13 protein-coding genes and 1 pseudogene are annotated in these 22,509 nt (G+C 69.7%); 4 read left to right on the top strand and 10 right to left on the bottom strand.

The window, feature by feature from the left end; genetic code table 11:
• Positions 1-62: 62 nt before the first annotated feature.
• The gene (locus I4Q42_RS24445; protein WP_198578713.1) at positions 63-479 is read right to left on the bottom strand and encodes a DUF1810 domain-containing protein; all 417 of its coding nucleotides are present in this window, start codon (positions 477-479) and stop codon (positions 63-65) included.
• 141 nt (positions 480-620) lie between these two features.
• Between I4Q42_RS24445 and I4Q42_RS24450 the strand changes: the two genes are divergently transcribed.
• The 3 genes from I4Q42_RS24450 (at position 621) to I4Q42_RS24460 (ending at position 3,966) form a co-directional block, all read left to right on the top strand.
• Positions 621-950: a PadR family transcriptional regulator gene (locus I4Q42_RS24450; RefSeq protein WP_198578714.1), complete on the top strand. Its 330-nt coding sequence runs from the start codon at positions 621-623 to the stop codon at positions 948-950.
• Positions 951-962: 12 nt separating this feature from the next.
• A complete protein-coding gene (locus I4Q42_RS24455) occupies positions 963-1,934 on the top strand; it encodes a hypothetical protein (RefSeq protein ID WP_198578715.1) in 972 nt (323 codons plus the stop codon).
• 199 nt (positions 1,935-2,133) lie between these two features.
• On the top strand, positions 2,134-3,966 hold the full coding sequence (locus tag I4Q42_RS24460) for a DUF885 domain-containing protein (protein ID WP_198578716.1): 1,833 nt from the start codon (positions 2,134-2,136) through the stop codon (positions 3,964-3,966).
• 75 nt (positions 3,967-4,041) lie between these two features.
• On the opposite strand, the pseudogene I4Q42_RS26700 reads toward I4Q42_RS24460, so the two are convergent.
• Positions 4,042-4,183: pseudogene (locus tag I4Q42_RS26700) on the bottom strand (hypothetical protein); the annotation flags it as partial.
• A 34-nt stretch (positions 4,184-4,217) separates the two neighbouring features.
• Positions 4,218-4,442 carry a hypothetical protein gene (locus I4Q42_RS24465; RefSeq protein WP_198578717.1) on the bottom strand — a complete coding sequence of 75 codons (225 nt, stop codon included), beginning with the start codon at positions 4,440-4,442 and terminating at the stop codon, positions 4,218-4,220.
• A 228-nt stretch (positions 4,443-4,670) separates the two neighbouring features.
• Between I4Q42_RS24465 and I4Q42_RS24470 the strand changes: the two genes are divergently transcribed.
• Positions 4,671-7,907 (top strand): autotransporter outer membrane beta-barrel domain-containing protein, encoded by a 3,237-nt coding sequence (locus I4Q42_RS24470; protein WP_198578718.1) that lies wholly within the window; start codon positions 4,671-4,673, stop codon positions 7,905-7,907.
• Positions 7,908-8,242: 335 nt separating this feature from the next.
• On the opposite strand, the gene I4Q42_RS24475 is transcribed toward I4Q42_RS24470, so the two are convergent.
• From I4Q42_RS24475 to nagA, 7 genes are all read right to left on the bottom strand, one after another.
• Entirely contained in the window at positions 8,243-10,519 is a 2,277-nt protein-coding gene (locus I4Q42_RS24475) for a tetratricopeptide repeat protein (RefSeq protein WP_198578719.1), read from the bottom strand.
• 177 nt (positions 10,520-10,696) lie between these two features.
• Positions 10,697-11,185 (bottom strand): GNAT family N-acetyltransferase, encoded by a 489-nt coding sequence (locus I4Q42_RS24480; protein ID WP_332873148.1) that lies wholly within the window; start codon positions 11,183-11,185, stop codon positions 10,697-10,699.
• Between the two features lie 93 nt (positions 11,186-11,278).
• Entirely contained in the window at positions 11,279-11,506 is a 228-nt protein-coding gene (locus I4Q42_RS24485; protein ID WP_198578720.1) for a hypothetical protein, read from the bottom strand.
• A 125-nt stretch (positions 11,507-11,631) separates the two neighbouring features.
• Positions 11,632-12,588, bottom strand: coding sequence for a UDP-glucuronic acid decarboxylase family protein (locus I4Q42_RS24490; protein ID WP_198578721.1), 957 nt, complete (start codon positions 12,586-12,588; stop codon positions 11,632-11,634).
• Positions 12,585-14,579: an O-linked N-acetylglucosamine transferase, SPINDLY family protein gene (locus I4Q42_RS26450; RefSeq protein ID WP_198578722.1), complete on the bottom strand. Its 1,995-nt coding sequence runs from the start codon at positions 14,577-14,579 to the stop codon at positions 12,585-12,587. The genes I4Q42_RS24490 and I4Q42_RS26450 overlap by 4 nt, the downstream gene beginning before the upstream one ends.
• Before the next feature lie 7 nt (positions 14,580-14,586).
• Complete coding sequence (locus tag I4Q42_RS24500; protein ID WP_198578723.1) at positions 14,587-21,255, bottom strand: beta strand repeat-containing protein; 6,669 nt, start codon at positions 21,253-21,255, stop codon at positions 14,587-14,589.
• Positions 21,256-21,605: 350 nt separating this feature from the next.
• The coding region (nagA, locus tag I4Q42_RS24505; RefSeq protein WP_198578724.1) for an N-acetylglucosamine-6-phosphate deacetylase at positions 21,606-22,509 on the bottom strand (904 nt) is incomplete at its 5' end.

Genomic DNA, 22,509 nt, shown 5'->3' on the forward strand with positions numbered 1-22,509 from the left:
CAAGCGGGGCCTTAAGATCACGGCGTCGCCGGTTTCGCAACGCCGGGTGTCGGAGGCGAGGCCTACAACCGCTCAAGTGTCGCCGGGTCGTCCTGGCCGGCGAAATACTTGGCGAGGGCGGCGCGGAAGCGGGGCTCCTGCGGCGCGGCGGCGGCGAACAGGGTCAGGCTGGAGCGCAGCTTCAGGTCGTCGGGCGAACCGAACACGGCGTGGGCGTCGTCGCCGGCCAGGGCGAGGATGGCGTCGATGCAGGCGATCAGGCGCGGGCCCAGCAACGGGTGGGCGAGATAGGCGCGGGCCTCGGCCAGATCGGCGATCGCATAGAACTGGGCGGTGGAGCTGCGGCCCAGGCCGGCGATCTGCGGGAAGACGAACCACATCCAGTGGCTGCGCTTGCGGCCGGCGCGCAGCTCGGCGAGGGCGGCCGCGTAGGTCGCCGCCTGGGCGTCGACGAAGCGCTGGAGGTCGGGGGCAGGCATGGCGGCAGTCTACGCGACGGCCGCCACATTACGAAAGATTCAGCGAACGGCGGTTGCACACGATATTACTGTGTGACACACAGTGTGTATTGCACACTATGTGCTGCACACCATGCGGCGCACACCAAGACAGGAAGGCTCATGCCGACCGATACCGACATCTTCGAATCCCTTCGCCAGGAGCTGCGTCGCGGGACGCTGATCCTGGCCGTGCTGGCCCAGCTGAAGGTCGAGCGCTACGGCTACAGCCTGCGCCAGGCCCTTTCGGAAGTGGGGCTGGAGATCGACGAAGGCGCGCTCTACCCGATGCTGCGGCGTCTGGAAGGGCAGGGCCTGCTGACCTCCGAATGGCGCGAGGAAGAGAAGCGCAAGAAGCGCTTCTACCGCCTGTCGCCCGAGGGCGAGGCCGTGCTTTCCCGCCTGGCCGCCGAGTGGCGCGCCATCAACGACACCCTGCAAAACCTGATCTGAGGGGACGAGGTCATGGACCTGCTCGACCGTTATCTCGGCGCCGTGGGCGCCCTTCTGCCGAAAGCCCAGCGCGAGGACATCGTCGCCGAGCTGCGCGACATCCTGCTGAACCGCATCGAGGAACAGGAGGAGGACCTGGGCCGGCCCCTGACCGACAAGGAGCGCGAGGCGGTGCTCAAGGCGTTCGGCCATCCGCTGGCCGTGGCCGGCCGCTATGGCCCGCAGCAAAGCCTGATCGGCCCGACGCTGTATCCGTTCTACGTCTTCGCCCTGAAGCTGGCGCTGGCCCTGGCGGCGATCGTCACCGTCGTGCCGGCGGCGGTGGTCGCCCTGCTGGGCCGCGGCGACGCGCTGGAGGGCGTCATCGGCGCCCTGACCCACGACTTCCCGCGCTCGGCGCTGATGCTGGCCGGGCTGGTGACCCTGGTCGCCGCGGGCATCGAGCGCGGCTGGGTGCCGCTGACCGGCCTGACCGACTGGAACGTCCGCGACCTGCCGCAGCTGACCCGCAAGAAGGGGATGTTCGAGGCGCGCTTCGAGGCCCTGTTCGAGGTGGTCGCCACGGCGCTGTTCATCCTGTGGTGGACGGGGCTGTGGAAGGTCGACCTGAGCGGGGCCGTGACGCTGAAGGGCGCGATCGCCCTGACCCCGTCGCCGGTCTGGGCCAGCCTCTACTGGCCGATCCTGGCCTGGGCGGGGCTGAGCCTGGTCGCCGCGCTGATCGCCCTGGTCAAGCCGGGCCTGGTGCGGGCGCGGGCGGTGTTCGAGCTGGCGACGGCCGTGGGCGGCATGATCCTGACGACCCTGCTGTGGAAGTCGCTGCCGCTGTTCGCCCTGACGCCGGTGACCTCGACGGCCAAGGACGTGACCCAGCTGCAGCGGGTGGTCGAACTGGGCTTCCACATCGGCATGTTCGTGGCCGGGCTGATCTTCGCCTGCCAGATCGGCGCGGCCCTGTGGCGCCTGTACAAGGGCGCCCGCTGATTGGGGCGCCCGCTGATCGGTCGACGTGGGGACGGATCTTCCAGTGTCTTGATGACACGGAATTAATCCGTCCCCGGTTGCCCCACCTGACGTGGACATTTACGCCTTCACCCCAGCTGTTCCGGACGCGGCGATCCCGCCCGGACGTAAGGATCGAGCCCGCCCTTGGGGGAGGGGCTTCAGGGAAGGGGACTCTCTCTTGCAAAACCGCCGCGAACTTCTGCTGTCGACCGTGGCCGCGGGCCTCGCCGCCGCCGCCGCGCCCTCGCTGGGCTTCGCCCAGCCGGCCGCCGCCTCGGGCGAAGCCGCCAAGCTGAACGCCTTCTTCGACGACGCCATGGCCAAGCTGCTGCGCCAGGCCCCCGAACTGGCCACCGGCCTTGGCCTCGACAGCGGCGACCTGGCCTGGACCAAGGGCCTGCTGGCCGACCGCTCGTTCGAGGCGATCGGCGCGGGCGTCGTGCAGACCAGCGCCCAGCTGGCGCAGCTGCGCGGCATCGACCGCAAGGCCCTGACCGGCATGGACGCGGTCAACTACGACACCGTCGAGTTCACCCTGGCGGTGCAGGACGAGGGCAATCGCAAGTTCAGCTACGCCGGCGGCGGTTCGGGCGCGCCCTACGTGCTGAGCCAGCTGACGGGCAGCTACCAGTCGATGCCCGACTTCCTCGACACCCAGCACAGCATCGAGACCAAGGCCGACGCCGACGCCTATCTGCAGCGCATGGAAGGCTTCGCCCGGCTGATGGATCAGGAGACCCTGATCGCCAAGAAGGACTATGCCGACGGCGTGATCCCGCCGGACTTCGTCATCGACAAGACCCTGGTGCAGATGAAGTCGTTCGCCGACACGCCGACGGCCGACGCGCCGCTGGTCAAGTCGGTGGCCCGCCGCACCAAGGAAAAGAAGATCGAGGGCGACTGGGCGGGCGAGGCCAGCAAGGTCTACGAGAACTCGGTGCTGCCGGCCCTGAAGCGCCAGATCGCCCTGCTGGAGAGCGTGCGCCCCAAGGCCACCCACGACGCCGGCGTGTGGCGCCTGAAGGACGGCGGCGACTACTACGCCGTGTCGCTGAAGAACTACACGACCTCGACCATGAGCCCCGACGACATCCACCAGCTGGGCCTGGACCTGGTGAAGTCGATCTCGGTCGAGGCCGACAAGCTGTTCAAGTCGATCGGCATGAGCAAGGGCACGGTCGGCGAGCGGATGTCCGAGCTGGGCAAGGACATCTACGAGAACACCGACGCGGCCAAGGAACAGCTGATCGCCGACCTGAACGTCAAGGCCAAGTGGATCGAGAAGCAGCTGCCGGCCTATTTCGGCGCGCTGCCCAAGGCCGAGCTGGAAATCCGCCGCGTGCCCAAGGCCATCGAGGCCGGAGCGCCGGGCGGCTACTACAACTCGCCCTCGCTCGACGGCAAGCGCCCGGGGATCTACTGGATCAACCTGCGCGACACCAAGGAGCAGGCCAAGTACACCCTGACCACCCTGACCGTGCACGAAGGCGTCCCGGGTCACCACCTGCAGTTGTCGCTGTCGAACGAGGCCCAGGGCCTGCCGATGATCCGCAAGGTGATCGGCTTCTCGGGCTACGCCGAGGGCTGGGCGCTCTATTCCGAGCAGCTGGCCGTCGAGATGGGCATCTACAAGGGCGACCCGCGCGGCCACATCGGCATGCTGCACGATGCCCTGTTCCGCGCCGTCCGCCTCGTGGTCGACAGCGGCATGCACTACAAGAAGTGGACCCGCGAACAGGCCGTCAAGTACATGGCCGAGACCATGGGCGACGAGGAAAGCGGCACGATCACCGAGATCGAACGCTACGTCGTGTGGCCGGGCCAGGCCTGCTCGTACATGCTGGGCAAGATCACCTGGCTGCGGGCCCGCGAGCGCGCCAAGAAGGAACTGGGCAAGAAGTTCGACATCAAGAAGTTCCACGACGCGGGCCTGCTGTCGGGCATGACCCCGCTGACCGTGCTGGACCGCGTGGTCGACGACTACATCGCCGCGACCAAGGCCGGGAAGTAGGGCTCGGCCTTAATTGGTGGAGACCTGAAGGGGAGCGTCCGCGAGGGCGCTCCCTTTTTCTATGCACAATCGCTCGTCATCCCGGCCGTAGCGCAGCGGAGAGCCGGGACCCAGGGGCCGGCGCAGCGCGTCGGCTAGCGAAGGGCGGATGAGCGATCCGCCGAGCCCGGTCCCCTGGGTCCCGGCTCTGCGGCGCTGCGCGCCTCCGCCCGGGATGACGGGCTTTGGGTGTTTTTAGACCTGACGAAGCCTCAGTTGATCGCCGCCGACGGCGGGGCATACGCGGACAGGCGCACCAGCACGCCTTCGTCGTTCTTGCGATAGTAGCCGCCGGGCGAGCTGAGGGCGCCGCCGCAGGCGGGGCAGGGCTTGTCGACGGAGACCTTGCTGCTGAGCAGGTCCAGCACGTCCTGCTTGAGGGTCAGGACGGCGGGGCCGCCGCAGGCCTCGCACTTCAGGTCCAGGCGGGTCGACATCGGACGCTCTCCATCTTCGCCGGCTGTTGATGGGACGCGCCGTCGGCGGGGGGAGGTCCGGGGCGCGAGCGCCGCAAGAAAAGCCCGCCAGATGGCGCGCTCATGACCGAGTCTTGCAGCATCCGGGCGATGCTTGCAGAGAACGCAGTTCTCGTAGCTTCGCCGCAAATCTGGGGCCATCGTCTCGCTGCACACGGTCCCTATCGACGCCCTCAACAGGAGTGCGTCATGAAGAGACTGACCTTGATCGCGACCGTGGCGACCGCGCCGCTGCTTGCGATCGCGACCATGGCGCATGCCGAGAAGACGGTCAGCAGCGACTCCCGCACCACGCCGATCGCCACCTCGACGGCCAGCGACGGCACGGCCGACGACGTCAAGATCACCACGGCGGGGGCGATCACCCTGTCGACCTCGGGCGCGATCGTGACGCTCGACAGCAGCAACAGCGTCACCAACAACGGCAGCCTGATCTCCGAGGACGTCTCGGACTCGATCGGCGTTCTCGTGCTGGGCGGCAACACCGGCACGGTGATCAACGACGGCTCGATCTCGCTGACCGAGGACTATTCGGCCACCACCACCTCGAGCATCGTGCATGGCGCCTTCGCCGAGGGCTCGGGGCGTTACGGCATCTATCTGAAGGGAACCGACGCCTTCACCGGCGACGTCACCAACAGCGGCTCGATCACCATCGAGGGCAACGACTCCTACGGCATCCTGCTGGAATCGCCGCTGATCGGGAACCTGATCAACAGCGGCTCGATCGCCATCACCGGCGACGACAGCACCGGCATCAAGATTTCCGGCGGGGTCAGCGGCGACGTCACCCAATCAGGCTCGATCAGCGTCATCGGCGAAAATTCGGTGGGCCTGGCGGTGGACAGCGCCATCGGCGGCGCCCTGTCGATCGAGGGCAGCGTCAGCGCCACCGGCTATCGCTACAGCAGCCGCGCCAGCGCCACCTCGACCCTGGCCAAGATCGTCTCCTACAGCGACAATCTGCTGGAAAGCGGCTCGGCAGTGGAGGTCTCGGCCGACGTCGCCGGCGGCATCATCCTGACCGGCTCGGACAGCACCGTCACCGTCGACGGCACCACGACCACGACGGTGACCACCAGCTATTCCTCGACCGGCACCGGCTCGATCTCGGTGATCGGCGAGGCGCCGGCCCTGCTGATCGGCTCGGACACCCAGGACATCACCATCGGCGCGGTCGGCACGGACGCCGACGGCTACGCCCTGATCATCAAGGGCTCGATCTCCGCCACGGGCATCTATGACGGGGTGACGGCGACGGCGCTGCAGATCGGCGGCGACGCCGGCTACGCCACGACCCTGACCGGCGGCATGCGCCTGGACGGCTCGATCGGGGCCTCGAGCTACGAGGCCGACGCCACGGCGATCCACCTGACCTCGGGCGCCGACGTGGCGACGCTGTTCAACCGCGGCACCATAAGCAGCAGCTCGTATTCCTACGCGGAGTCCGGCGCGACGGCGACGGCTTACGGCCTGGTGGTCGATGCGGGCGCCACCCTGACCAGCCTCAACAATGTCGGCACGATCGCCGTCACCCGCACGGGCGAGAGCGGCGACGCCGTGGCGGTGGTCGACAAGTCGGGGACCCTGACCTCGATCACCAACAGCGGCCACATCTACGCCGCCATCGTGGCCCCGAGCCTGACCACGGCGGGCGACACGGTGACGACCACGGCGACCGGCTCGGCCGTCGCCTTCGACCTGACGGCCAACACCACCGGCGTGACCCTGACCCAGACGGCGGCGACCTCGAACAGCGGCTCGGTGGCTGGCACCGAGTCGGTGACCCTGAGCACGAGCACGGCGACGACCATCACGCCCTACATCTACGGCGACGTGCTGTTCGGCTCGGGCGACGACACCCTGAACCTGCTGTCGGGCTATCTGATCGGGGCGATCTCGTTCGGCGACGGCGACGACGTGCTCAACATCGACGGCGGGGCGACGGCCTATGGCGCGCTCTACGACACCGACGGCCTGGGTTCGCTGACCATCGGCTCCGGCCGACTGACGGTGACCAACACCGACACCATCGCCGTCAAGAGCCTGAACCTGGGCTCGGACTCGTTCCTATTCATCACCGCCAATCCGACGACGGGGGCGTCGACCTCGTTTACCGTCGGCACGGCGACCATCGCCAGCGGCGCGACCATCGGCGTGCGCCTGACCAGCCTGCTGACCGCGCCGACCACCTATACGGTGCTGACCGCCGACACCCTGACCGCCGGAACCCTGTCCAGCAGCGTCTCGCAGGCGCCCTATCTGTATGTCGCCAGCGCCTATGCCGAAGACAACAGCGTCTATCTGGACGTGCGCCGCCGCACGGCCTCGGAAGCGGGCATGAGCAGCGGCCAGGCCTCGGCCTACGACTCGGTGTTCGCGGCCCTGGGCCAGGACTCGACGATCGCCAGCGCCTTCCTGAACCAGTACACGCGCGACGGCTTCTATAACCTCTACGACCAGATGCTGCCCGACACCGGAGTGGGGGCGTTCCGCGCCCTGACCTCGATCAACCAGCAGATCGGCGAGGCCACGGCCGAGCGTCCCGACGTCGGCGACCGCTACGGCCCCGACAGCGTCTGGGTGCAGGAGGTCAACGCCCTTGTGCGCATCGACGACGGCGACACCATGGGCTCGGACACCTATGCGGTCGGCTTCGTGGCCGGCTACGAGGCCATGGGCGACGCGGGCGGGGCGCTGGGCGCGACCCTGTCGCTGGTCAGCCTGGAATCCAAGGACACCGCCGCCAAGGTCGGCGAGCAGAACAGCGGCCTGTTCGGCCAGGCGGGCCTCTACTGGCGGCGTTCGGCCGGCGGCTGGCGCTTCAACCTGGGCGGCGGCGGCGGCGGCGGACGCTTCGACGGCCGGCGGGTGCTGATCTCCGAGGATGTCGACGACGACGACGTGGCCGACGTCATCATCAAGAACCGCTCGGACTGGTACGCCCTGACCGGCTACGCCTTCGGCGGCGTCGCCTATCGCCAGGACATCGGCGCGGCCTTCGTCAAGCCCGAGGCCCGGCTCGACTACAACTACATGTACGAGAGCAAGCAGGAGCAGTACGGCGGCGGCGACGGCTTCGACCAGATCATCCAGGCCCGCTCGTTCAGCAACCTGTCGGCCAATCTCGGCGTCGCGGTCGGCAAGCGCTTCACCAGCGCCGACGGGGTGTGGTGGGAGCCGGAGGTCCGGGTCGGCTACCGCCAGACCGTGGCCGGCGATCTCGGCGAGACCGTGGCGGCCTTCACCGGCGGCGGCTCCAGCTTCACGATCAGCTCGATCGACGACCGCCAGGGCGCGGTGACGCTGGACCTTGGCGTCAAGACCGGCTCGGCGCTGTCCTACTTCGCCATGAAGGGCGGGGTCGAGGCGACCCGCCACCAGAAGGCCTACAAGCTGACCTTCAGCGGCCGGGCGATGTTCTAGGTGTGTGGTCCCTCTCTCTGAGAGAGAGGGAGGGGCCCGCCGCCGCAGGCGGTGGGAGGGTGAGAGGTTTCAGCCTGTCCAGATAGGGCGGGGCTGGGATATCGCGGGCGATCTCGAGCGAATTGCTCCGTTGAATCTGCGATTTTAGATGAAGTCATCGCCCGGCTTGTCCGGGCGACCCAAGCGCCCCGTCAGGACTTGGCGACTTCAGCTTGGGTCGCCCGCATGAAGCGGGCGATGACATTCCAAATGGGGTGGGGGCAAGTTTCCCTGTCCTCCGACCGACGGCGTAACCTCTCACCCTCCCACGCCTTCGGCGCGGGCCCCTCCCTCTCTCAAAGAGAGAGGGTCTTGGCCCTGGCGGCTTCGGCCATCGCCGCCGCCACGCTGTCCCAGTCGCCGCGCTCGGCCTGGCGGAAGACGCGGACGCCGTCGTACCAGGGGCTGTCGGCGCGGTCGGTGAGCCAGCGCCAGTCGGCGACGGCGTTGACGGCGATCCAGGTCGGGCGGCCCAGGGCGCCGGAGAGGTGGGCGACCGAGGTGTCGCAGGTCACCAGCAGGTCGAGATTGGCCAGGATGGCGGCGGTGTCGGCGAAGTCGCCGGCCTCGTAGTCGAAGCCGAGGCTGCGTACGCTCATGCCCGAAGGCAGGGCGTCGAGCTGGTCGAGGCCGTGGTCCTTCTGCAGGCTGATCAGGGTGACGCCGGGCACGGCGGCCAGCGGGGCGAGGGCGCGCACCGGGAAGGAGCGGCCGCGCTCGACGTCGGCGCGGGGATTGCCTTGCCAGACGACGCCGACCTTGAGGCCGGGGATGTCCTTCAGGCGGTCGGCCCAGGTCGCGGCCAGGGCCGGATCGGCCTTCAGGTAGCCGCTTGCGCCGGGCAGGGTGTCCAGCGTCGTGGCCAGGCCCGTCGGCAGGCTGAACATCGGGCAGTGATAGTCGCAGGCCGGCGGGACGTCGTGCGGGCCGAAGGCCTCGAACGGGCCGTCGAGGCCGGCCAGCAGCGGCAGCAGGGCCTCCTGCACCTGCAAGAGAACCCGCGCGCCGAGGGCGGCGACCTGGGGCACGAAGCGCAGGCATTGCAGGGTGTCGCCCAGGCCCTGTTCGGAGTGGACCAGCAGGGTCTTGCCGGCCAGGGGCTGGCCGGTCCAGCGCGGCTGGGGGAAGTCGCGGGCGATCTTCTTCTTGGCGCGGATCAGCAGGCGGCTCTCGTGCTCGCGGAAGCCGCGGGCGTAGTCGCCGCGCTTGAGCAGGGCCAGGCCCAGCATCCAGCGGGCCTCGGGCAGTTCCTTCAGGGCCAGGGCCGCCTCGTAGCCGGCGATGGCGGCGTCGAGCTCGCCCATATGCATGCTGGCGACGGCGACGCCGAACACGGCCTCGGACGAGTCCGGCTTGATCGCCAAGGCGGCGCGGAACGAGGCCAGGGCGTCGGCGAAGCGGCTCTGCGACAGCCGCACGCCGCCCAGATTGACGTGCAGCTCGGACAGGCAGGGATCGACCTTCAGCCCGTCGAGCAGCGGACGGACGGCCTCGTCCGAGCGGCCCTCCTCGTGCAGCAGGCCGCCGAGATTGGCGTAGGCCACCGCCAGGTCGGGCTTTTCGCGCACCGCCCGGACATAGGCGGCGATGGCCCCGTCGTGGTCGCCGGCCGCGCGACGGGCCGCGCCCAGCTCTAGCTGCATCTCACCGCCGCTTGCGCCCAGGGCCAGGGCGGCCTCAATGGCGGCCAGGGCGCCGGGACCGTCGTCCTGCATGCGGCGGGCGCGGGCCAGGATGCGGTTGAGGTCGGACGACCTGGGGAAGCGCTGCATGGCCGCGCGGACCCCGGCCTCGGCCTCGTCAAGCCGGTTCAGCTCGAGCCGCAGCTCGGCCAGCATGCCGTGCAGCTTTTCCTCGTGCGGCTTGGCGGCGAGCGCGGCGGCGTAGGCGGCTTCGGCCTCGTCGCCGCGGCCGAGGCGGCGCAGCACCGCGCCGCGGGCGGCGTGGCCCTCGGCATGGGCGGGGGCGGCGGCCAGCAGGCGGTCATAGGCGGCCAGGGCCGTGGCCAGATCGGCGGAGGCCGCCTCCAGATTGGCCAGGTTGAACAGGGCGGCGGGGAAGCCGGGGCGGGCGGCCAGGGCCTGGTCGAAGCGGGCGCGGGCCTCGTCCGGACGATCGAGCGCGCCGAGCACGACGCCGAGATTGGACAGCAGGTCCGGGTGGCCGGGGCTCAGCGCCAGGGCGCGGCGGTAGGCGGCCTCGGCCTCGTCGTAGCGCTTGGCCGCCTTCAGCACGTTGCCGAGGTTCTGCAGGGCCGGGCCGCAGTCGGGATCCAGCGCCAGGGCCTGGCGGCAGGCGTGCTCGGCCTCGGCGTGCTTGCCTTGCAGCCACAGGGCGTTGGCCAGGTTCGACCAAGCCGTGGCGGTGGGGCGCTTGGCCAGGGCCGCCCGGATCAGCTGGACGGAGCCAACGAGATCGCCCTTCTGCTGGGCCACCACGCCCAGATAGTGGGCCGCGTCATCGAGCTGCGGATCGGCGGAGAGGGCGGCGCGGTAGAGGTGCTCGGCCTTCGCCAGATCACCGCCACGATGGGCGGCCAGGCCGTCCTGGAGCAGGGCGTGGGGGCGGGGCATGGGCGGAGTCCGGCTGGGAGGTCCGGACGCTTGTGGTTGGTGAAGTTTGCGCGGGGATTGCGGGAGGGTGACGGTTTGGAGGCGGGGGAAGGCCGGCGCCGGCGAGGTCGCGGTGAGCGGACGGGGCCAATGGCGGCTGTGGGTGGGAAGCAGCCGTTGCAGAGGCTGCGTTACAGATCAACTCTCCTCACGAACCGGAATACACCGCTTTTGAAAGCCAGTTTTTGACTGCTCGAAACCAGCGCGGAGATAGAAGGCCTGCGTGTCAGGTTTCTTCGATCCGGTCATCAGCATGATCTTGTAGCAACCAGCGTCCCACGCCGCGTCGGAAGCTGCGTCCAGAATCTCTTTTCCAAAGCCCCGCTGCCTATAGTCCCTGTGCGTGACTACATTCTCCACCAAGCCATAGGGACGGGCTCCGCGCGTGAGATTTGGAACGACTACAAGCGCGCACGATGACACCAGCAGTCCATCAGTCTCACCAAGAAAAATCGCGCTTCCATCATAGCACAAAAAGCGTTCGAGAACCTTGGCGGCCTCATCGAGGCTGGGCCTCTCATCCCCCGGAATAAGATGCTCATACAGGTCAAGAAGCATCGGGATGTCTGCCCGCAGGGCGGGCCTGATGCTCAGTGTCGAGGGGGCCATGTTGCGATCATCGATCACCTTCTGAAGGTCCGCAATGGCCGGGTTCGGAAGTTGGCGCGAGCGCCACGGACGGAGCTTAGCAAAAGCCGCCGATGAGGCGCTTCCTGCCTGCTAGCCCCACAGCTTGAGGTGCTCACTTCGCGCCGCATCCACGATGTTTCGGATCGCGCCGATCGCGGCCGCCACGATGAGGCCTATGCACAAGGGGTCGCCGTAGCTGGCCGGCACGTACACGTGCACATCGCGCACCACGAAGACCACGGCGCAGACAACGAGCGCCATCACGACGAGCAGTCGAACAAGCCGATGCGCGCCCAGCGCGTCGAGGATCCACGGCACGATGAAGACGCCGGCCGTGTAGCAGGGGACGGCAATGTCTCTGATGGTCGCCTCCTCAGGTTGCGCGGGCAGCTTAGGTATTCGCGACGCCGTCTGCAATTGGGGGAGGACGGGACGTGAAGGGGCTAAGCGGTTCTCGCTTCCTTCGCCAGAAGCTCCCGGAAGTAGGCAATCGTCCGCGACAGGCCTTCGTCCAGGGCCGTCGACGGCGCCCAGCCGAGCGCGGCCTTGGCCTGTGTGATGTCGGGGCGGCGCTGGCGGGGGTCGTCGGCGGGCATGGGGCGGTGGATCAGGCGGCTCTGGGAGCCGGTCAGGGCGATGACGCGCTCGGCGAGGTCGCGGATCGAGAGCTCGTGCGGGTTGCCGACATTGATCGGGCCGGTGACGGCGTCGTCGGTGGCCATCAACGCGATCATCGCGGCGACCAGATCGTCGACATAGCAGAAGCTGCGGGTCTGGGCGCCCTCGCCATAGAGGGTGATGTCCTCGCCGCGCAGGGCCTGGAGCACGAAGTTGCTGACCACCCGGCCGTCGTCGACGTCCATGCGCGGGCCGTAGGTGTTGAAGATGCGCATGACCTTGATCGAGAGGCCGTGCTGGCGGCGGTAGTCGAAGAACAGGGTCTCGGCGCAGCGTTTGCCCTCGTCGTAGCAGCTGCGCGGGCCGATCGGATTGACCCGGCCCCAGTAGCCCTCGACCTGGGGGTGGACCTCGGGGTCGCCATAGACCTCGCTGGTCGAGGCCTGGAGGATCCGAGCCTTGGTGCGCTTGGCCAGGCCCAGCATGTTGATCGCGCCGATGACGCTGGTCTTGGTCGTCTGGACCGGGTCGTGCTGGTAGTGCCGGGGGCTGGCCGGACAGGCGAGATTGTAGATCTCGTCGACCTCGACATAGAGCGGGAAGGTCACGTCGTGGCGCAGCAGCTCGAAGCGCGGATGGCCCAGCAGGTGGGCGATGTTGGCGCGGCGGCCGGTGAAGAAGTTGTCGACGCACAGCACCTCCTGCCCCCGCGCCAGCAGGGCCTCGCAGAGGTGGGAGCCGAGGAAGCCGGCCCCGCCGGTGACCAGGACGCGCTTGCTCATCGATCAGCCTCCCAGAGACGCTTGTCGGCCGGGATCGGGCGGTGGGCGTGGCGGCGGGCCAGGCGCTCGCGCCACCAGCCGCGATGGTCCTCGACGGCCAGCATGTCGAAGGCGTCGTGGGTCTGGGTCGCGCCGACCTCGAGATAGACGTCGAGGTTGGACAGGTCGGGAACCGGCAGGCGGTCCTCGCGCAGGTCGCGCCACATGCCGGCGTAGAGGTCTTCCAGGGCGGCGACGAGCTTGGGCGTGTCGAAGAGGACGCTGTCGTCGCGCAGGTCCAGAATCCGGGTCTTGAGGTCGGCCAGGCGATCGGCGTCGAGGCCCAGGGCGACGGCGGTGTCGACGAAGGCCTCGGGGCTGTCGCAGACCAGCTCGGGCAGGCCGGCGGCGGTGAGAATGCTGCCGCAGACCCTCGCTGCGAAGCTGCGGCCGGCCAGGGTGACGATCGGCACGCCCATCCACAGGGCGTCCGAGGCGGTGGTGTGGGCGCCGTAGGGCAGGGCGTCGAGGAAGACGTCGGCCAGGACGTAGCGGGCCAGATGCTCGGGGTTGGCCATCTTGTCGGCGAAGACCAGCCGCTCGGGCGACAGGCCGCGCTCGCTCGCCCTGGCCTTGAGACGGGCGTGCGAGTCGTCAGAGCCGCTGAGCAGCCAGAGGACGGAATTGGGCACGCGCTCCAGCACCTGGAACCAGCGGTCCAGGGTGAAGGGGGTGATCTTCTGCGTGCCGTTGAAGCTGCAATAGACGACCGCGTCGTCGGGCAGGCCGGCCTCGCGACGGGTCGGCGGGAAGGGCGAGACGCGGCGCTTGCGATCGTTGGGCTGGTAGCAGGGCAGGCGCAGGACCTGCTCCGAATAGAAGGCCTCGTCGCCGGGCGGGATGATGAAGTCATCGGCGACGATGTAGTGGTGGTAGGGGCTGCCGGTGGTGCCGGGAAAGCCCAGCCAGTTGACGATCACCGGGGCCGGCCGCATGGCCAAAAGCCTGGTGCGGCCGTCGCGGGTGTAGCCGTTGACGTCGACGAGGATCTGGACGCCGTCCTGGGCGATGCGGCGGGCGGCCGTGGCGTCGTCCATGCGGTTGATCGCCACCCAGTGGTCGACGTCGCCCATGATCCGCTTCTGCAGCGGGTCGGTCAGTTCGGGGCCGCAGTAATAGGCGAAGACCTCGACCTTGCTGCGATCATGCAGGCCGTAGATCTCGGCGGTCAGGTGGCCGATGGCGTGGTGGCGCAGGTCCGACGACAGGTAGCCTATCCGCAGGGGCTGGTCGTCGCCGCGGGCCAGTGCGACCGAGAGGTCCATCAGCTCGGGCGGTGCGCCGACGTCGAGGCGGTTGTAGTTCCAGGCCGCCGCCAGCTGCAGCATCGGGTCGTCGGCATAGGCGGCCAGCGACAGCGGCGACATGCCGGTCATCAGGGTCTCGGCGTCCATCCGCTCCCAGGGATCAATGATCGGCCATTCGCACTGGCGCTGGCGCAGGGCCAGCAGGTGCTGGACCGCCTCGCGCTGGCGCGGGTCAAGCTCCAGGCTCTGGCGCAGCATGGCCTGGGCCGGCTGGTCTTGATTGGCGCCTTCCAGCACCCGGGCGGTCTGGTTGAGGGCGGTGGTCTTGTGGGCGATCGACGCGCCGGTGACGGCGGCCAGCCTGTCGGTGGCGGCTGTCCATTGCAGGACGGCCAGGTTGGCCGCGCCCATCCGCTCATAGACCCGGCCGAGGTTGATATAGGTCGGGATGAAGTCGGGATTGACCACCACGGCCCGCTCCAGCTGGCTGCGGGCGCCGGCCAGGTCGCCGCTGTCGGTCAGCACGACGGCGAAGTTGAACAGCACCGCATAGAGCAGCGGGTTGTCGCCGTTGGCGGCGATCCAGGCCTGGTAGAGGGCCACGGCCGCGGCCGGGCCCTGGGCGCGGCGCACGCCTTCGGCGGCGTTGATCAGCTCGACCACGCTCAGGGCGACCAGGGGTGTTGCAGGGGCGGAGTCGGGCATCTGGGCTCTAGTGCTGGGCGGCGGTCACGGCCGCCTGCTGGGCGGCGCTGAGGGCGGCCAGCTGGGTCGTGGTCACGTAGGAAAGCTGCTCGGCGTTCAGGGCGCCGATCTGGCTGGTGGTCAGGCCGGCCAGGAAGGTCGTGCCCAGCGTGGCGACCTGGGTCGTCGTGAGGCCCGAGATCTGGGTGTAGGTCAGGGCCGCCATGTCGACAGCCGACAGGTTGTCGAGCTGCACCGTGGTCAGGGCCCCGACCTGGGTCGAGGTCAGGGACGCGAACTGCGCGGCGCTGAGCGCCTGCAGTTCGGTCACCGCCAGGTTCGAGACCTGGGTGGTGCTCAGCGACGACAGCTGGGTGGTGGTCAGGGCCGAGACCTGGGTGGTGGTCAGGGCCCGCAGTTGCATCCGCACCAGGGCGCCGAGCTGGGTGGTGCTGAGGGCGGCGATGGCCGTGGTGGTCAGCTCGCCGATGTCGGTCACCGTCAGGGCGCCGATCTGGGTGGTGGTCAGCCCGCCCAGCTGGGTCAGGGTCAGGGCGGCGATCTGGGTCTCGGTGAAGCCGCTGACCGCCGAGGCCGCCAGGGCGCCGATCTGGGTCGAGCTGAGGGCCGACAGCTGGGTGGTGGTGAGGCGCGCCACCTCGTCGGCGGTCAGGCCCGAGACGCCGGTCAGGGACAGGGCGGCGATCTGGCTGGTGGTGAGGGAGTCCAGGTGGGCGGCGGTCAGGGCCTCGACCCCGGCCGCCGACAGGCCGCTGAACTGGGTGGTGGTCAGCTCGGCGATTTGCTCGGACGACATGGCGTCGATCTGGGCGGCGCTCAGCGCGCCCATCTGGGTCGCGGTCAGGCCGTCGATCTGGGTGGTGCTGAGGCTGGCGACCTGAGTGGCCGTAAGGGCCGCGACGGCGGTGGTCGACAGGGCCGCCACCTGGGTCGAGGCCAGATCGTCGATCTGGGTGACGCTGAGCGACGAGGCTCCCGCCGCGCCGAGGCCGGCCAACTGGGTGGTGGTCAGGGCGGCCAGCTGGGCGGCGGTCAGGGAGGCGACGTCCTCGCCCTCCATCGCGCCGACCTGGGTGGCGGTCAGGCCCGAGACCTGGGTGGTCGACAGCGCCGCCACCTGGGCCGTGGTCAGGGCGGCGACCTCGGCCGTGGAAAGGGCGCGGACAAGAGTGCTGGTCAGGCCCGACAGCTGGGTCGTCGTCAGGGCCGCGATCTGGTCGCCCGTCAGGCCGGCGATGGCGGTGGTCGACAGCGCCGCCAGCTGGGTCGAGGTCAGGGCCCCGACCTGGGTGGTGGTGAGTGCGGCGGTCTCCGTGCTGGTCAGGCCCGCCAGCTGGGTCGTGGTCAGGGACGAGACCTCAGTGGTCGTCAGCCCGACCAGGGCGTCGGGATTGAGCGCGGCGATCTGGGTCGCCGACAGCCGCCGCAGCTGGGTGGTGGTCAACGCGCCGAGCTGGCCGGAGGTCAGGCCCGACAGCGCCGTGGTCGTCAGGGCCGAGACCTGGGTCGTGGTCAGGGCCGCCAGCTGCGAGGTCGAGAAGGCGGCCATTTCGGTCTTGGTCAGGCCCGACAGCTGGGTGGCGGTCAGGGCCGCCACGCCCGTGGTCGTCAGGCCGGCGATCTGGCTGGGGGTCAGGGCCCCGACCTGGGTGGCGGTCAGGCCGCGCAGCTGGGTCGAGCTGAGGGCGGCGATCTCGGTCGTGGTCAGGGCGCTGATCAGGCTGGTCGACAGGCCCGAGATCTGGGTCGAGCTGAGGGCGGCCAGCTGCGTCGTGCTCAGCGCCGCCAGCTGGCTCGAGGACAGGCCGCTGAGCCCCGTCGCCGTCAGGGCCGAGACCTGGGAGGCGGTCAGGGCGCCGAGCTGATCGACCGACAGGGCGGCGACCTCGGTCGAGGTCAGGGCCGCCACCTGGGTGGTCGACAGGGCGGCGATGCTGGCGGGGCTGAAGGCCGACAGCTGGGTGGTGGTCAGGGACGCCAGCTGGGTGGTCGACAGGCCGGCGATCTGGGTGGTGGTCAGGGCGGCGATCTGGTCGGTCGACAGGGCGCCGATCTCGGTGGTGGTGAGGCCCGCGACCTGGGTCGAGGTCAGGGCCGCCAGCTGGCTGCTCGACAGGGCCGCCAGCTGGTCGTCGCGCAGGCCGGCCAGGGCCGTCGCCGTCAGGGCCGAGACCTGGGTGGTGGTGAAGGCCGCGACCTGGGTCGTCGTCAGGGCGCCCAGCTCGGTGGCGGTCAGGCCCTTGACCTGGGTGGTGGTCAGCACCGCGATGTCGGCGGCGGACAGGCCGGCCAGGGCGTCGGTGTCCAGCGCGGCGATCTGGGTCGCGCTCAGGCGGTGCAGCTGGGTGGTCGAGAGGGCCGCGACCTGCTCCGAACTCAGGCCCGAGATCGCCGTCGTCGTCAGGGCCGCCACCTGGGTCGAGGTCAGGGCCTCGATCTGGGCGGTGGTCAGGGCCTCGGCCTCGGCGGCGGTCAGGCCCTGGAGCTGGGTGGTGGTCATGGCCGCCAGGCCGGTGGTGGTGATGGCGGCGATCTCGCTGGTGGTCAGGGCCGCGACCTGGGCGCTGGTCAGCCCGCGCAGCTGGGTCGTGGTCAGGGAGGCGATCTCGGTCGTCGTCAGGCCGGCCACGGCGGTGGTCGACAGGGCCGCGATCTGGGTCGAGTTGAAGCCCGCCAACTGCGTCGCGGTCAGGTTGGCGGCCTGGTTCGAGGTCAGGGCGCCCAGCTGGGTCGTCGTCAGGGCGCTCATCTGGCCCGTCGTCAGGGCCCGCAGCTGCGTCGTGGTCAGCGCCGCCAGCTGGGTGGCGGTCAGGGCTTGCAGCTGGGTGGTGGTCAGGGCGCCCATCTCGGTGACCGTCAGGCCGCCGATCTGGGTGGTGGTCAGGGCCGCCACCTGGGTGCCCGTCAGGGTGGTCAGCTGGGTGGTGGTCAGGGCGGCGATCTGCTCGGCGCTGAGGCCGGCGATGCCGGTGGTCGACAGCGAGCTGAGCTGGGTGGCGTTCAGGGCCGACAGCTTCTCGCCGCTCAGGGATTCGATCTCGGTGACGGTCAGGGCCGCCAGCTGGGTGGTCGACAGCGCCGCGAACTGGGTGGTGCTGAGCGCGGCCAGCTGGGTGGTCTCGAGATTGGCCACCTCGGTCGCCGTCAGGCCCGACAGCTGGGTGGTCGTCAGGCCGGCGATCTGGGTCGAGGCCAGGCCCGCCAGGGCCGTTGTCGTCAGCGCCCCGATCTGGGTCGAGGTCAGGCCCGCCAGCTGGGTCGTCGTCAGGGCCGAGACCTGGTCCTCGTTCAGGCCGGCCAGGGCCGTGGCGGTCAGCACCGACAGCTGGGTCGAGGACAGGGCCGAGATCTGGGTCCCCGTATCGAGCGAGCCGATCTGGGTGGCGGTCAGGCCCCGGATCTGTGTGGTGGTCAGCGATTGCAGGTCGGCGGCGTCGAGGCCGCCGATCTCGTCGGTGGTCAGGGCCGAGATCTGGGTCGTCGTCAGCCCGGCCAGCTGGGTCGTGGTCAGCGAGGCCATCTGGTCCTCGCTGAGGCCGGCGATGGCCGTGGCCGTCAGGTTGGCGATCTGCGTGGCGCTGAGGTTGGACAGCTGGGCGGTGGACAGAGCTTCCAGCTGCGTCGCCTTCAGACCCTTGACCTGGGTGGTCGTCAGGCCGGCGATCTCGGTGGCGGTCAGACCGGCCACGGCGTCGTCGCTGAGCGCCCCGATCTGGGTCGAGGTCAGGACCGCCACCTCGGCGGTGGTCAGCCCCGCGACCTGCTCGGCCGTCAGGGCGCCCATCTGGGTGGTGGTCAGGCCCTTGACCTGGGTCGTGCTCAGAGAGGCCAGCTGGACGACGTCGAGCTCGGCGATCTCGGTGGCCGTCAGCGCCCCGATCTGGGTCGAGGTCAGGCCGGCCAGCTGGGTCGTGGTCAGGGCGTCGATCTGGGTCTCGGTGAAGCCGGTCAGGGCGCTGGTGGTCAGGGCCTTCAGCTGGGTCGAGCTCATGGCCGCCAGCTGGGCGGTGGTGAGGGCCGCGACCTCGGTCCTGGTCAGGCCGGCGACCTGGCCCGTCGACAGGGCGGCGACCTCGGTGGTGGTCAGGGCGCGGACCTGGTCGGTCGAGAGCGCGCCGATCTGGGTGGCGGTCAGGCCCGAGAGCTGCGTCGTCGATAGGCCGGCGATCTCGGCGGCGGTCAGGCCCTCGACGGCGGTGGTGGTCAGGGCCGCCAGCTGGGTCGAGGTCAGGGACGCGGCCTGGGTCGCCGTCAGGGCACCGACCTGGGTCGAGGTCAGGCCCGAGATCGCCGTGGTGGTCAGCGAGGCCAGCTGGCCGGTCGTCAGGGCCGCGACCTGGTCGGTCGAGAGGGCGCCGATCTGGGTCTTGGTCAGGCCCGACAGCTGGGTGGCGGTGAGGCCGGCGACGGCGGTGGTCGACAGGCTGTCCAGCTGGGTGGTGGTCAGCCCCTTGATCTGGGTCGAGGTCAGGGCCGACAGCTGGGTGTTGGTCAGCGACCCGATCTGGTCCTCGGTCAGGCCCGAGATGCCGGTCGAGGACAGGGCGGCGAACTGGGTGGTGCTGAGCGCCGACAGCTGGGTTCCGCTGAGGGCGGCGATCTCCGTCGTTGTCAGGCCCCCCAGCTGTGTCGTCGTCAAGCTGGCCATCTGGGTGGCGCTCAGCGCTTCGACCTGGGTGGTCGACAGCTTGCCGATGTCGGTCGCCGTCAGGCCCTTCAGCTGGGTGGTGCTGAGGCTGGTGACCTGCGTCGCCGTCAGGCCGGCCAGGGCGGTGGTCGACAGGGCGTTGATCTGGGAGGAATTGAAGGCGTCGAGCTGGGTGGTCGTCAGGGACGAGACCTGGTCGCTGGTCAGGCCGGCCAGCGCCGTGGTCGTCAGGGCCGCGGTCTGGGTGGCGGTCAGGGCGGCCAGCTGGGTGTCGGCGTCCAGGCCGGCGATCGCCGTGGCGGTCAGGCCCTTGATCTGGGTGGCGCTCAGCGCCGCCAGCACGGTCGCCGACAGGGCGCCGATCTCGGTGCTGGTCAGGGCCCCGATCTGGGTCGAGGTGAGGCCGGCCGCCTGGGTGGTGGTCAGGGCGCCGATCTGGTCCTCGGTGAGGGCCGCCGTCGCCGTGGTGGTCAGGGCCGACAGCTGCTTGGACGACAGGCTCGACACCTGGTCGACGGTCAGGGCCGCCGCCTCGGTCTTGGTCAGGCCCTTGAGCTGGGTGGTGGTGAAGGCGGCGATGACGGTGGTCGACAGGTCGTCGATCTCGTCGACGCTGATCGCCGCCACCTGGGTGTAGCTGAGGGCGGCCCGCTGCGAGGTCGTCAGGCTGTTGATCTCGCCGGCCGACAGGGCCGAGACCTGGGTCGTGGTCATCGACACAACCTGGGTCGCGGTCAGGCCCGCAAGCTGGGCGTCGCTGAGCCCGGCGATCTCGGTGGTGCTGAGGCCCTTGATCTGGGTGGCCGTCAGGGCGCCGATCTGGGTGGCGCTCAGCGCGCCGAACTGGGTGGCGTTCAGCGCTTGTAGCGAGGTCGCCGTCAGGCCGCGGATCTGGGTCGTGGTCAGCGATTGCAGCTGCTCGACGCTCAGGGCCTCGATCTGGGTGACCTTCAGCGCCGCCAGTTCGGTGGAGGTGAAGCCGCGCAGCTGGGTCGTGGTCAGGGCCGAGACGAAGGCCTCGGACAGGCCCTTGACCTGGGTGGTGGTCAGGTTGCCCAGCTGGGTCGCCGTCAGGGCCGAGGCCTGGTCGGAGGTCAGGCCCGACAGGGCCGTGGCCGTCAGCCCCTTGATCTGGGTCTTCGACAGCTCGTCGATCTGGGTGATGCTGAGGGCGGCGATCTGCTCGGCGTCGAGGGCGGCGATCTCGGTGACCGTCATCCCGTCCATCTGGGTGATGGTCAGGGCCGCGACCTCGGTGGTGGTCAGGGCGTCGATCTGGGTGACGGTCAGGGCGCCGACCTGGGTCGAGGTCAGGGCGCCCAGCTGGTCGATGCTGAGGGCGACGATCTCGGTCACGGTCAGGCCGCGCACCTGCTTGGTGCTGAGCACGGCGATCTGGCTGGTGCTCAGCACGGCCAGCTGTTCGGTCGACAGGGCGCTCAGCTCGGTCGCCGTCAGCCCCTTGACCTGGGTGGTGGTCAGGGTCGCGATCGAGGTCGTCGTCAGGGCCCCGACCTGGGTGACGGTCATGGCGCCCAGCTGGGTGGCGGTCAGGCCCGACAGCTGGGTGGTGGTCAGGGACGAGACCTGATCCTCGGTCAGCCCCTTGATCTGGGTGGTGGTCAGGGCGCTGAGCTGGGTCGGCGACAGCACCGCGAACTGGGCGCTGGTCAGCTCGCCGATCTCGGCGGCGGTGAAGCCCTTCATCTGCTGGGTGGTGAGGGCGGCGATCTCGTCGACGCCGAAGGCCTCGATCTGGTCGTCGATCAGCACCGACAGCTGGGCGGCGCTGAACGACATCTGCCCGGCCGACAGGGCCGAGATCTGGGTCGTGGTGAGGGCTGCGACCTGCTTGGTCGACAGATAGGTGATCTGGGTCGACGAGAGCGCCTGGATCTCTTCGACCGTGAAGGCCTGGATCTGGTCGGTCGTCAGGGCCGAGATGTCGGCCTTGGTCAGCGCCGAGACCGCGGTGGTGGTCAGGGCCGAGACCTGGGCGGCGCTCAGCGAGGTGACGTAGGAGCTCACGTCCGGCGGCCTTGCCCGGCGTCGACGCTCGGCCGTGTCGCGGTGGTGGTCTCCAGACCCAAAAGCCCCAGCGTCCCAGAACGACCGCCACGGCGGCCCGCTTACGTGCTCGCGCACATGCTGGTGATTTGATGGGCGGGGTTTTGCGGGCCGACGTCGGCGACGCTACGGTTGGTAATCTTTGGCGATGCTGGGGCGGGGTTGTGGAGCTTTCGTCCCTGACCCCCACCCGCAAGATCCCCGCGAAGGCGGGGATCCAAGCTGACTTTCAGGTGGGGCGAGGCCGTGGGTCACATGCGGACTCGGCTTGGATCCCCGCCTTCGCGGGGATGCTCGGAGGAGGGGCGGGGCTACCCTCGCCCGTCGATCCAGGTGCGAACGACATTGCGCTCGTCATCGAGCAGCACGAGGTCGGCGGCCTGGCCGGGGGCGATGGCGCCGCGCGTGGCCGAGAGGCCCAGGAACGCGGCTGGAGCGGCCGAGGCGGTCATCACCGCGTCTTCCAGCGACAGGCCCAGCATCTCCACCGCGTTGCGGACGGCGCCGATCATGTCGAGGTCGGAGCCGGCCAGGGTGCCGCCGGGGCCGACGCAGACGCCGTCCTCGACGGTGATCGGCTGGCCTTGCAGGACGAAGCGCTTGTCGCTCATGCCGACGGTGGGCATGGCGTCGGTGACCAGCATGAAGCGGTCCAGCGGCCGGGTGCGCAGCGCTATGCGCAGCGTGGCCGGATCGACATGGCGGCCGTCGACGATGATGCCGCACCAGGCCGACTGGCTCTCCAGGGCAGCGCCGACCGCGCCCGGGGCGCGGCTGGTCAGGGGCGACATGGCGTTGAAGAGGTGGGTGAAGCCGGTCAGGCCGGCGTCGAGGGCGGCGCTGACGGTCTCGTAAGCTGCGTTGGTGTGGCCGGCCGCGACCACCACCCCGGCCTTGGCCAGGCGGGCGATCATGTCGGGCGTGGTGGTTTCGGGCGCCAGGGTGACCAGGGCCTTGCCGCGCTTGAGCGACGACAGCAGGGCGATTGCCGCATCGTCGAGGACGCGGAACTTGCCGGCGTCGTGGATGCCCTTGCGCTGCTCGTTGAGGAACGGGCCCTCGATGTGGACGCCCAGCACCCCGGGCACGCCCTGCTCGATGGCGTCTTCGGTGGCGCGCATGGCGGCATCGACGACCTCGAGGTCGTCGCTGATCAGGGTCGGCAGGAAGCCGGTGGTGCCATAGGGCCGGTGGGCCGCGCCGATGGCGGCGATG

Origin of the sequence: Caulobacter hibisci (assembly GCF_016135805.1) — a bacterium.
GTDB lineage: Bacteria > Pseudomonadota > Alphaproteobacteria > Caulobacterales > Caulobacteraceae > Caulobacter > Caulobacter hibisci.